10 protein-coding genes are annotated in these 12,022 nt (G+C 75.2%); 7 read left to right on the forward strand and 3 right to left on the reverse strand.

The window, feature by feature from the left end; all coding sequences use genetic code 11:
- Positions 1-43: 43 nt before the first annotated feature.
- Positions 44-559: a hypothetical protein gene (locus AB0M99_RS01475; RefSeq protein ID WP_365916311.1), complete on the reverse strand. Its 516-nt coding sequence runs from the start codon at positions 557-559 to the stop codon at positions 44-46.
- Between the two features lie 122 nt (positions 560-681).
- On the opposite strand from AB0M99_RS01475, the gene AB0M99_RS01480 reads away from it, so the two are divergent.
- Positions 682-1,161 (forward strand): VOC family protein, encoded by a 480-nt coding sequence (locus AB0M99_RS01480; protein ID WP_365916313.1) that lies wholly within the window; start codon positions 682-684, stop codon positions 1,159-1,161.
- Between the two features lie 73 nt (positions 1,162-1,234).
- Positions 1,235-2,182, forward strand: a complete 948-nt coding sequence (locus AB0M99_RS01485; protein ID WP_365916315.1) for an ADP-ribosylglycohydrolase family protein — start codon at positions 1,235-1,237, stop codon at positions 2,180-2,182.
- Here the strand turns inward: AB0M99_RS01485 and AB0M99_RS01490 are convergent.
- Positions 2,158-2,952, reverse strand: coding sequence for an aspartate/glutamate racemase family protein (locus AB0M99_RS01490; protein ID WP_365916317.1), 795 nt, complete (start codon positions 2,950-2,952; stop codon positions 2,158-2,160). The two genes, AB0M99_RS01485 and AB0M99_RS01490, sit on opposite strands and share 25 nt — an antisense overlap.
- A 230-nt stretch (positions 2,953-3,182) precedes the next feature.
- Here AB0M99_RS01490 and AB0M99_RS01495 point away from each other — a divergent pair, with 230 nt between their 5' ends.
- From AB0M99_RS01495 to AB0M99_RS01515, 5 genes are all read left to right on the forward strand, one after another.
- A complete protein-coding gene (locus tag AB0M99_RS01495; RefSeq protein ID WP_365916319.1) occupies positions 3,183-4,355 on the forward strand; it encodes a glycosyltransferase in 1,173 nt (390 codons plus the stop codon).
- Positions 4,356-4,612: 257 nt separating this feature from the next.
- Positions 4,613-5,137, forward strand: coding sequence for a DUF6643 family protein (locus AB0M99_RS01500; protein ID WP_365916321.1), 525 nt, complete (start codon positions 4,613-4,615; stop codon positions 5,135-5,137).
- 30 nt (positions 5,138-5,167) lie between these two features.
- Positions 5,168-5,992 (forward strand): MOSC N-terminal beta barrel domain-containing protein, encoded by an 825-nt coding sequence (locus tag AB0M99_RS01505; protein ID WP_365916322.1) that lies wholly within the window; start codon positions 5,168-5,170, stop codon positions 5,990-5,992.
- A gap of 264 nt (positions 5,993-6,256) precedes the next feature.
- Complete coding sequence (locus AB0M99_RS01510; RefSeq protein ID WP_365916324.1) at positions 6,257-6,856, forward strand: hypothetical protein; 600 nt, start codon at positions 6,257-6,259, stop codon at positions 6,854-6,856.
- A gap of 122 nt (positions 6,857-6,978) precedes the next feature.
- Positions 6,979-9,465: a right-handed parallel beta-helix repeat-containing protein gene (locus AB0M99_RS01515; protein ID WP_365916326.1), complete on the forward strand. Its 2,487-nt coding sequence runs from the start codon at positions 6,979-6,981 to the stop codon at positions 9,463-9,465.
- Here the strand turns inward: AB0M99_RS01515 and AB0M99_RS01520 are convergent.
- Positions 9,389-11,908, reverse strand: coding sequence for a hypothetical protein (locus AB0M99_RS01520; RefSeq protein ID WP_365916328.1), 2,520 nt, complete (start codon positions 11,906-11,908; stop codon positions 9,389-9,391). The genes AB0M99_RS01515 and AB0M99_RS01520 overlap by 77 nt on opposite strands.
- Positions 11,909-12,022 lie beyond the last annotated feature (114 nt).

A 12,022-nucleotide genomic window follows, 5' to 3' on the forward strand; every position in this document is an offset into this window, starting at 1 on the left:
CGCGCGTCGCGGCCCCGTACGGACCCACGGCCCGCCTTCCGTATCAGCGGGTGAGGGCCCGCAGGTGGGCCCGGATGACGAGCACCGCGTTCTGGGCGTCGTCCACCGTGACGGTGAAGAGCTTGCCGTCGTCGAGGCGCAGTTCCAGGCCCTCGCCGCGCCGGACGATGATCGCGGTGCCCTTCTCGGGGCGCCAGCGGTAGCCCCAGCCGCCCCACTGCTGGGGGGTGATCCGGGGGAGGAATTCCGCGGAGGTCACGTCGGCGAGGCGGATCCTGCGCCGCGGGAAGCCGATGTGGCCGCAGCGCATCTCCACGGCCTCGGAGTCGATACTCACGGCGACGTGCACGAAGGCGAGGGTGCCGTAGAGGATGAGGAGGCCCACGGCGAGGCAGCCGATCACGGCCATGAGCAGCGGAATGATGCCGTGGTCCCAGGCGTAGTCGACGGCCAGTTCGATGCCGAGCGCCAGACAGGCCGCTCCGGCTGCGGCGAGCAGCCACTGCGCGCGGTTGGAGGCCCGGCCCGTCCAGAGCGGACCCGGGGGGTGACCGGTCATGTGTAGCAGCGTACTCACGTTCCGCACGTACGCCACTGCCTCTCGCCCACTCGGGGGCTGGGCGGCTCGGCGCCCGGCAGGGGCTTGACCTGGACCAAAGTTGAGGTTTTACGGTCGTTCGTATGACCACTCACGAGGCAGTACAGACCGTTCCCCAGCGCTACCGCACGGCGGTGGTGCCGCACATCATGGTGGCCGACGCGGCCGCCGCCATGGACTTCTACGAGCGGGCCTTCGGCGCGGTGGAGGAGTTCCGGCTCGACCGCCCGGGCGGCGGCGGGATCCTGCACGCCGAGATCCGCATCGCCGACGCCGTCCTGATGCTCGGCGACACCTCCGACGGCCCCTTCACCGCCCCGACGGAGCTGGGCGGGACCTCGGTGGCGCTGCACGTGTTCGTCCCGGACGTGGACGCCCTCGTACGCAGGGCCGTGGCGGCGGGCGCGGAGCTGCTGCACGGGCCGGCGGACCAGTTCCACGGCGACCGGACCGCCATCCTCCGGGACCCGTCGGGGCACCTGTGGGTGTTCCTGACCCACCTGGAGGACCTGTCCGGGGAGGAGGTCGAACAGCGGCTCGCCCGGGCGCAGCCGCAGCACTAGTGCCTGGTGCCGCCGGTCAGGGCGTTCGCGGGGTTCGCGCTAGTTTGGCCGCACGGATCTAGGAGGCGGCACTGTGAACACCCCGCTGGACCGCGCCGTGGGAGCCGTGCTGGGCTCGGCGGCCGGTGACGCGCTCGGCGCGCCCTACGAGTTCGGCCCCGCCGGGCAGTTGACGGCGCGCGGCCAGGAGATGCGCGGGGGCGGCGGCTGGGACCCGGGCGAGGCCACCGACGACACGCAGATGGCGGTGCTGGTCGGCGAGTCCCTGCTGGAGCACGGCGGGCTCGAACTCCCCGACGTCTTCGCGCGGTTCCGGCGCTGGGCGGCGGGGCAGCCCAAGGACATCGGGCTCCAGACCGAGGACGTGCTGACCAACGGCGAGCCGTGGGACCTGGCCGCCGCCCTGCACTTCCAGGTCAACGCCCGGGCGGCGGGCAACGGTTCCCTGATGCGGGCCTCGACCTCGGCGGTGTACTTCGCCCCCGCGGGCCGGGCCGGCACCATGGACGCCGCCCGGCGGATCGCGGCGCTCACGCACGGCGACCGGGCCGCCTGGGAGGGTACGGCCGTCCTGCACGAGCTCGTACGGGTGGCACTGGGCGGGGCCGATCCGCTGGCCGCGCTCCCCGAGGTCCTGGAGGCGGTGCACCCCGACCACCGCGAGCGGTACGCGCGGGTGCTCGCCCCCGACTGGCACCCGGGACTGGCCACCGAGTTCAACGGGGCGGTCTGGCCCTGTCTGGGCTCGGCGGTGTGGGCGCTGCGCACCACGGGCGGGTTCGCGGACGCCGTACGGGCCGCCGTGGACCTGGGCGGGGACACCGACACGGTGGCGGCGGTGACCGGCACCCTGGCCGGCGCCCGCTACGGCGCGGCGGCGATCCCGGAGGCCTGGACGGCTCCGCTCCACGTCCCGCTGCCGGGCTTCGGGGACCGGGTCCTGGACGCGGCCGCGCTGGAGGAGCTGGCCGTACGCCTGGCGGCGGAGGGGCCGGGTCAGCGCCCGATGCCTGCGCGGTGACCTCCGAGCAGCCGCCCCTCGGCGTACCCGAGGGCGGCCTCGGGGAGTGCGCCCGGGCGCCCGCTGAGGAGCACGGTCAGGGTTCCGGTGGCCGGCAGATCCGGCTCGGGCCCGGCGCCGAGGCGGCGCAGCGCCTGGAGGGCGACGGGCTCGGCCGAACCGTGGTAGACGAGCTCGTCGCCGCCGGTGCGCTCGGCGAGGGCGGCCCGGATGGTCTCCTCGACCAGCTCGTAGTGCGTGCAGCCGAGCACCACGTCGGTGATGTCCGGCGGGGTCAGCGCCGCCGCGGCCGCGACGGCCCGGACGACCGCGGCCTCGTCCCCGTACTCGACGGCGTCGGCGAGTCCGGGGCAGGGCACCTCGGTGACCCGTGCGCCGGTCGCGAAGTCGCGGATCAGTCCGCGCTGGTAGGGGCTGCCGGTGGTGGCCGGGGTGGCCCAGATCGCGACCCGGCCGCCGGCGGCCGCGGCGGGCTTGATGGCGGGCACCGTCCCGATGACCGGGATCGCGGGCTCCAGCTCGACGCGCACGCTCGTCAGGGCGTGCACGGACGCGGTGTTGCAGGCGACGATCAGCGCGTCCGGCCCCTGCGCACGGGCGGCGCGGGCGACGGCGAGTGCGCGCTCGGTGAGGTCGGCGGGGGTCCGCGGTCCCCAGGGCATCCCGTCGGGGTCGGACGACAGCACGAGATCCGCGTCCGGCCGCAGCCGCCGCACCGCGGCGGCCGCCGCGAGCAGGCCGATACCGGAATCCATCAGGGCGATCTTCACCTGGTCACCTTAGTCGACCGCACCCGGATTCCCCCCTCACCACCGCCGGATCCCGGCGGTCCGGGCGGCGTCCGGGGCCGGGGCCCGGTGCGGAGCCCTGGCGGGGCGCCGCTGCCACACCGCGCGGGGCGCGGGCCGGGGCGCCGTCGTGCACGGGACCGGCGGCGACACCCGGCGGGCGGGCGGTGCGAATCCGCCCCCGGCCCCGCAGGGCCCGGCACACTGCCGTCATGGGCCTCCTCACCGCAGCCGCCTTCGTCTCGCTCGCCGTCTGGCTCTGGCTCGCCCTCGGGCAGGGCATGTTCTGGCGGACCGACGTCCGGCTCCCGCCGCGCAGCGACCCCGCCCGCTGGCCGTCCGTCGCGATCGTGGTCCCGGCCCGGGACGAGGCCGGGGTGCTGTCCCTCAGCCTGCCCTCGCTGATCGCCCAGGACTATCCCGGCGAGGCCGAGGTCATCCTGGTCGACGACGGCAGTACGGACGGCACCGCCGACCTCGCCCGCCGCCTCGCCCGCGAGTATCCCGGCCTGCCCCTGACCGTCGTCGCCCCCGGCGACCCCGCCCCCGGCTGGACGGGCAAGCTCTGGGCGCTGCGCCACGGCATCGCGCTCGCCCGCACCGCGCACGCGGACGAGCCCGACTACCTGCTCCTCACCGACGCCGACATCGCGCACGAGCCCGACAGCCTCCGCGAGCTGGTCGCCGCCGCGACCTCCGCCGACCTCGACCTCGTCTCCCAGATGGCGCGGCTGCGCGTCGTCAGCGTCTGGGAGCGGCTCGTCGTTCCGGCCTTCGTGTACTTCTTCGCGCAGCTCTACCCCTTCCGCTGGATCAACCGCCCCGCCGGCCGCACCGCCGCGGCCGCCGGCGGCTGCGTACTGCTGCGCACGCGGACGGCCGTGCGCGCCGGTGTACCGGACTCGATCCGCCAAGCCGTCATCGACGACGTCTCGCTCGCCCGCGCGGTGCGCCGCTCCGGCGGCCGGATCTGGCTCGGACTCGCGGAACGGGTCGACAGCGTGCGCCCGTACCCCGCGCTCGGCGACCTGTGGCGGATGGTCTCGCGCAGCGCCTACGCCCAACTGCGCCACCACCCGCTGGTGCTGGCCGGCGCGGTGGCCGGGCTGGCCCTCGTCTACCTGGTGCCGCCCGCCGCCCTCCTCGCGGGCCTCGCGACCCGGTACCCCGCCACCGCCTGGGCCGGCGCCCTCGCCTGGCTGCTGATGGCCGGCACCTACCTGCCGATGCTGCGCTACTACCGCCAGCCGGCGAGGCTGGCTCCGCTGCTTCCGTTCACGGCGCTGCTGTACCTCCTGATGACCGTCGACTCGGCCGTGCAGCACTACCGCGGACGGGGGGCGGCCTGGAAGGGCCGTACCTATGCCCGGCCCAGCGACGCCTGAAACCGTCACGCACCGGATAAACGTCGCGGAAGCCTGAGTCATCCGAGGTCACCGGCTTGTGACGCTGCGTCAGTACGAAGTCGGTGCAACACCCAACCGGTGAGTACGAGTAGGAACAAGCTGGGGTGGAAGTGACGAATCGTGCACGTGAACGTCAAGTGAAAGGTGTGGCCCTGACCTGCGAATATGCAGGTCAGGGCGGTGTTGGTGACACCTCGCTATGGACCCGGTGAAGTCGTGGGCTTAACTTAGGTCCCATGACCTCCCCCCGCTCCACTTATGGCGGCGGTTACTACTCCGCGCCCTCCTTCCCGGACACCCCCATCTACGATTCCCTCGTCGCCGAACGCGGCACTCCGCAGATCGCCCCGATCCGCGTCCCGGCCGCGTACGACTCCCCGAGCACGGGCTATTCGAGCGGTGGGTACCTCCCGGCTCTCCCGTCGGCGCTGCCCGCGCTGCCGGCCGCGCTGCCCCCGGCCATGCCGCAGCAGCACGCCCCGGCGTACGGGTACCCGTACCAGCAGCAGGCCGCGCCGCAGCCGATGCCGCTGCAGCAGGCGCCCACGCCGTACATCCCGCAGCAGCAGCCGCTCGCGGCCCGCACGGGATACGTGCCGCAGCCCCAGCTGCAGCAGCCCCGCCCGGTCGCCACGGGCACCGGGTACGAGGCCATGCGTCCGGCCTCGCCGCGTCCGATGCAGATGCAGCCCGCGCCCGTGCCGGCCGCCACGTACGAGGACCCGTACGGCCGCCAGTACCAGCAGGGACGGGGCTACTGACCGACCGGAGGCGGCTGGCACTATGCCTCCATGTCGAACTTGTATGTCCAGGCGCTCCACGTCCATCCCGTCAAGTCGGTAGCGGGGACAGCTCCCGACGAGGTGGCCGTGGAGCCCTGGGGTCTGTCCGGCGACCGCCGGTGGGCGGTGGTGGACACCGAGGGCACGGTCATCACCCAACGCCAGCAGCCGCGGCTGGCCTTGGCCACGGCCCGTCCGCTGGGGAGCGGCGGGGTGGCACTGTCGGCGCCGGGCATGCCGGACGTGCTGGTGGAGGTACCCGAACCGGGGCCGCTGGAGCCGGTCGTCCTGTTCGGGAAGAAGGTCGAGACCGTGGTCGCGGCGGGCGCCGCGGCCGACTGGTTCAGCGCGTACCTCGGGGTGCCGGCGCGGCTGGTGCACCTGGACGACCCGGCCGTACGGCGGCCCGTCGATCCCCAGTACGCGCTGCCCGGCGAGACAGTGAGCCTGGCCGACGGCTATCCGCTGCTGGTCGCCACCCTCGCCTCGCTGGACGCCCTCAACTCGCTGATCGCCCAGGGCGACCACCCCGATGAGGGGCCCCTCCCGATGAACCGGTTCCGCCCCAACGTGGTGGTCGCCGGGGCCGAGGCGTGGGCCGAGGACGGCTGGCGGCGCATCGCCATCGGCGACGCCGTCTTCCGGGGGGCCCGGGAGTGCGGGCGGTGCATCGTCACGACCACCGACCAGGCGACGGCGGAACGGGGCAAGGAGCCGCTGAAGACCCTGGGCAGGCACCGTCGCATCGGCAAGTCGCTCGCCTTCGGCCGGCTGCTGGTGCCGGTGCGGCTGGGCACCGTGCGCGTCGGCGACGAGGTCCGCGTTCTGGAGTGACTCGTTCGAGGGGCTCTCGAAGAAGACTGGAACCAAGCACCACGACGGGGCCGTTGGACCATTCAATACGTGTGAGGAAAAGTCGCCGCGGACAGACACATCCCGAGCGACGGCTCCTCAGGCATGCCCGCAGGGCATGCACCGGATTGGGTGACACAAGTCTCGCGAGTCCCGGAATGCGCGTCACCGGGGGGTGCGGGAGGCTTGGACGGCAGACAGACGGAGACTGGCACAAGTAGGGGGAGCCGGACCGTGCGGACAGCAATGGGTGTTTGGCGATGGCGGCGCAATCCGCTGCGCCGCCAGACGGACCTTTTCGAGGCGTGGGTGGCGTTCGCCGCGCTGGTGTGCGTCCTGGTGGCGGCTCCGGCCGTCGGCTGGATGGCCGGGGTCCAGGTCGACGGCACGCTCCAGCGGGCCGTGCGCGAGCAGCGGCAGGAGCGCTATCTCGTCCCCGCGGTGGTGGTCCGGCCGGCCCCGGGGCCGCCCGCGGGAGCGGCCGCCGATCCGGCGGCGCAGCGGCAGGCCCCGCAGCGCACCCAGATCCTGGCCGCGTGGACCGCGCCCGACGGCAGCAGCCACCAGGGCACGGTGCCTGCCGCGGAGGAGCCCCCGCGCGCCGGCGACCAGTTCCGGATCTGGACCGACACCGAGGGCCGGGTGGTGGGACGTCCGCTCGACCCGTCCGCCGCGAACTTCCACGCGGTGATGGCGGGCCTCGCGTCCGCGCTGGCCGCCGCCGCGCTGGTGGAGACCGTGCGGCGACTGGTCGTACGTCGGCTCATGCATCGGCGGTACATACGGCTGGACCGTGCGTGGGCCGCAGTGGGACCCGATTGGGGCCGGGCGGGCGCGGGCAGCTGACCTGGCAACTCCCGGGCCCCGCGCGCGCTACGGTGGAGCGGCCAGATCAGTCGCTTCAGTCGCTTTGATCGGCTCCGGTCGCATCGGCAGCGCGAGTACGAGGGTGGGGGCACGACAGCACCATGGCTCAGGGCACGGTCCAGGTGACGCACGGCGGGTCTTCGCGGTGGCGTCGCCGCTCCGGTGAGTATCCGACGCTGTCCGCTGCGCTGGCCGTGGCGGGCGACGGGGACGTGCTCTCCATCGCCCCCGGCACCTACCGGGAGAACCTGGTCCTCAACCATGCCGTGACCCTGCGCGGGCCGGAGGGCGCGGTGGGTTCCGTGCGCATCGCCCCGCCCGACGGAGTCGCCCTGACCGTGCGCGCCTCGGCCGTGGTGCAGGACCTGTACCTGGAGGGCCAGGACCGGGCGGCGCCCGCGCTCCTCGTCGAGGACGGCTCCCCCGAACTCACCGACCTGCGGGTCAGCACCCGCTCGGCGGCCGGCATCGAGGTCCGCGGCGGCGGGGCCCGGCCGCTCGTGCGGCGGTGCACGGTCGAGAACCCGACCGGGGTCGGCATCTCCGTACTCGACGGCGGCGGCGGGGTGTTCGAGGAGTGCGAGGTCGTGGCGGCCGGCCAGACGGGCGTCTCGGTGCGCGGGGGCGGCCGCCCCCGGCTGGAGCGCTGCCGGATCCACCACGCCACCGGCGCGGGCATCGGGGTCACCGGCGAGGGCTCGGGCCTGGAGGCGCTGGGCTGCGAGGTGTACGAGATCAAGGGCGCGGGCGTGCAGGTCGCCGCGCGCGCCGCCGCGGTACTCACCGACTGCTCGGTGCACCGCACCTCGGCCGACGGCGTCACGCTGGACACGGACGCGGTGCTCACCCTGGCCGGCTGCGACATCCACGACATCCCCGAGAACGCGGTGGACCTGCGCTCGCGTTCGGTGCTCACCCTCAGCCGCACCACCGTGCGCCGGTTCGGCCGCAACGGCCTGTCCGTATGGGATCCGGGCACCCGGGTCGTCGCCGAGTCCTGCGAGATCCACGACAGCACGGGCGACTATCCGGCGGTGTGGATCAGCGACGGCGCCAGTGCCTCGCTGGACTCGTGCCGGGTGCACGACGTGCCGGACGCGCTGTTCGTCCTGGACCGGGGATCACGCGCGGACGTCGTCGACAGCGACCTGTCGCAGGTGCGCAACACCGCCGTCTCGGTGAGCGACGGGGCGACCGTGCAACTCGACGACTGCCGGATCCGGGAAGCCGCGACGGGAGCCTGGTTCCGCGACCACGGCAGCGGCGGCACCGTCGCCAACTGCACCGTCGACGCCGTCCAGACGGGCGTGATCGTGACCAAGGGCGCCGATCCGGTCCTGGAGCGGTGCACGGTCAGCTCCCCCACCGAGGCCGGGTTCTACGTGTCGGCGGGCGGCCGCGGCAGTTTCACGGCCTGCCGGGTGACGGGCAGCGCCGGCTTCGGCTTCCACGTCCTCGACGGCTGCCGCACCGCGCTGGAGCGCTGCCACACCGAGCGCTGCGCGCGCGGGGGCTACGAGTTCGCGGAGGACGGCCCGAGCGCGGTGGAGTGCACCAGCGACGAGCCGGGGCCGCGGCTCGCCGCCCAGTCGGCCTCGGCCGGCGGGCACGCCGGGGCCCGGCCGGGGATCCGTACCGTGTCCGAGTCCGCGGCGCAGGGCCCGGTGGCACGGGCCGCGGCGGACGTGCCCACCCCGCGGCCGGCCGACGAGGCGGATCCGGCCGCGTCCGCGACGGCGGCCCGCGGCTCCGGCGAAGTGCTGGGCCAGCTCGACGCGCTGGTGGGGCTGGACAGCGTCAAGCGCGAGGTCCGCGCACTCACCGACATGATCGAGGTGGGCCGCAGGCGGCAACAGGCGGGCCTCAAGGCCGCGTCGGTGCGCCGACACCTGGTCTTCACCGGCTCCCCCGGCACCGGCAAGACCACGGTGGCCCGGCTGTACGGCGAGATCCTGGCCTCCCTCGGCGTGCTGGAGCGCGGCCACCTGGTCGAGGTGTCGCGGGTGGACCTGGTCGGCGAGCACATCGGCTCCACGGCGATCCGTACCCAGGAGGCCTTCGACCGGGCCCGCGGCGGCGTCCTGTTCATCGACGAGGCGTACGCGCTGGCGCCCGAGGAATCGGGCCGGGACTTCGGCCGCGAGGCGATCGACACGCTGGTGAAGCTGATGGAGGACCACCGGGACGCGGTGGTGGTGATCGTCGCCGGGTACACGGCGGAGATGGACCGGTTCCTCACCGTCAATCCGGGCGTGGCCTCACGGTTCTCGCGGACCATCACCTTCGGGGACTACGGGCCGGGGGAACTGCTGCGGATCGTGGAGCAGCAGGCGGAGGAGCACGAGTACCGGCTCGGCGAGGGCGCGGCCAAGGCCCTGCTGGAGTACTTCACGGACCTGCCCAAGGGCCCGGCCTTCGGCAACGGCCGCACCGCGCGCCAGACCTTCGAGTCGATGGTCGAACGGCACGCGGGCCGGGTGGCGCAGTTGTCGGAGCCGAGTACCGACGACCTCACCCTGCTGTTCCCGGCGGATCTGCCGGCGCTCCCGGCGCCGGCGGTACCGGCTGTGGCGCCGGCTGCGTACTGAGCCTCGCGGCCGGTACGCCGGCCCGCGCGCCCGCCGCCAGCCGCGCGAGCAGCGCGTCGCGTTCGGCGGCGAAGGCGGGGTCGGCCTGGTAGTCGGAGTGGCCCAGGATCGGCGCGGGCAGCGGGTGCCGCGCGCTGCGCCCGTAGGCGACCGGGTCGGGCAGCGGGCCGCGGTCCACGGCCTGGTCGGTGCCGGGGAGCACCGGGCCGCCGATGGGGTCGGTGGCGCGCCAGAGGTTGCGCCAGCAGTCGACCTCGCCGTGCAGCGCGGTGAGCGGCCCGGGGCCGAAGTAGGCCGGGAACCAGCGCCCGTAGAGCCGGCCGAGCGGTGACCCGTACGTCAGCAGGGCCACCCGGCGCCGCACGTGCGGGGGCAGTTGCCAGACGGCGGCCGCCGCGAGCACGCTGCCCTGCGAGTGGCCGGAGATCACCAGGCGGCCCCCGGTGCGGCCGGTCCAGCCGGTCATCCGCCAGGCCAGGTCGGGCACGGCGCGCTCGGCGTAGCAGGGCGGGGCGAAGGGGTGGGCGGCCCGGGGCCAGAAGGTGCCGACGTCCCACAGGATGCCGATGGTGCGCCGGGCGGCGGGGTCCCGGTAGGCGCGCCGGCCCCAGGTCACGAAGAGCACGAAGCCGAAGCCGACGAGCCAGGACCCGGCGTCCTGCGCGGCGCGGGCGGCGGTCTCCAGCACCGGGCCGGCGCCGCGGGCCGCCTCGCCCGGGACCCGGCCGCCGATCCAGGCTCCGGCGAGGGCGCCCGCACCGAGCAGCAGGGTGATCCCGGAGACGGCGCCGACGAACCAGGGCGCGGAATCGGTGAGCGCGGCGGCGGCCCTCGCCCCGGCGATCCGGCGGCTGCGCGACCGGTCGGGGGTCTCCCCCGGGTACTCGGCGGCCACGGTCCGGGCGACCCGGCGCCGCTCGCGGGCCCCGCGGAGCCCGAACCGGACGGCGAGCAGGACGAGTACGAGGAGCAGCGGCGGCAGTACGGCGGCCTGCCAGGACAGCAGTACGGGCGGTGCGGGCGGTGGCGGTGCGAGCCGCCCGGGCGCGGCTCCCGCGCCCAGCCAGTCGGCGACGCGCTGGGCGACCCCGCCGGACATCACCCCGCCGAGCGCGCAGCCGAGCATGGCCACGGCCGGGCCGCCGAGGCCGTACAGGACGGCGGGGTCGCGGCCGGGCGCCCGGCGGTGCAGGTGGAAGGCGACGGCGGCGAGCGCCAGCACGCAGCCGCCCTGGCCCAGCATCAGCACGCCGAAGGCGAGGTCGCCGGGGAGCCGCCCGGTGGCGGTCCAGCCCGGCCGCGACCAGCAGGTGTGGAGCAGGACGGCGGCCAGCAGGGCGAGCGCGGCGCCGGGCAGCAGGGTGACGGCGGCCCGGTCGAGGCGGTGGTCGGCCCGCGCCTCGGTGCGGCCGCGCCGGCAGACGACCCAGAGCACGACGGCGGCACCGGCGGCGAGCAGCGCCTGCAGTGTCCAGCCGAGGGCTTCGAGCACGGGGGCGGCCGCCCGGCGGTCGTACCGGGCGGTGGGCGCGGCGACGGCCGCGGCGACCGTGAGCAGCCCGGCGGCGGTGTGCGCCGCGCGCAGCCGGGCCACGAGCCGGCGCCCGTACCAGAATCCGGGCCGGCCGAGCGCGGGCGCGCCCTCGGCGGCGGGGTCGGGGCCGGGGCCGGTGGCGGGGGTCGGGTCGGTGGCGGCGGGCGGCGGCTGGGACTCGTAGGCGCTCCACGTGCGGCTGGACAGGTACCAGAGCAGCCCGGTCAGCGCGAGCGGCACCAGCGCCCCGACCGCGAGGCGGCGCCCGGGCTGGCCCCACCAGGTGCCGGGTCGCAGGAACGCGGGTCCGAGGGGCGCGGCGGCGCTCTGCCAGGCGAACAGGTCGAGCGCGACCTCGCAGGCGGCCGCGATGAGCAGCACCGTGAGGCTGAGCGCGATGAGCCGCACGAGCACCCCGTACGTCCGCACCGCGCGCGGCGCGCCACGTCCGGCCGGGCGGGCCCAGTGGGCGAGGTTGGCCACCATGAACGGCAGGAGCAGCAGCCACAGCGCGCGGGCGCCGTTGCCGGAGGTGAGCCGGGACCAGCAGTAGGCCTCGGGCACGGGCCTGTCGGCGTACCGCTCGGGGTGGGCCTCGGCGTCGGCGTCGTCGGTGCGCCGGAAGACGGCGGCGATGGAGTCGCCGGTGACCCGCACGGTACGCGGGTCGCCGAGCAACTCCCCGGGCGGGTCGCCGGCAACGCCGTGCACGAGCAGCTCCAGCGCCGGCGGGGGCACAGGGGCGGCAGCAAGGACGGGGGCAGGGACGGTGGCAGGGTCAGAGACGGGGACAGGGACGAGGGCAGAGACGGGGACGGGGACGGGGACGGTGGCAGGATCGGAGGGGTCAACGGCATCCGGCACTGCGGCCTCCGCTGGCGGGGGGCGGGATCGGCGCAGGTCCAGCATCCCGCGCGCGGTCGTTCCTGCCCAGGTGCCGTACCGCGGGAATCCGCCCCGCGGCGGACATCTGACGATCCGCCAGTTATGGTGACCCGCACGCACGTTCCACTCCTCACCTTC

Source organism: Streptomyces sp. NPDC051183, assembly GCF_040682455.1.
GTDB lineage: Bacteria > Actinomycetota > Actinomycetes > Streptomycetales > Streptomycetaceae > Streptomyces.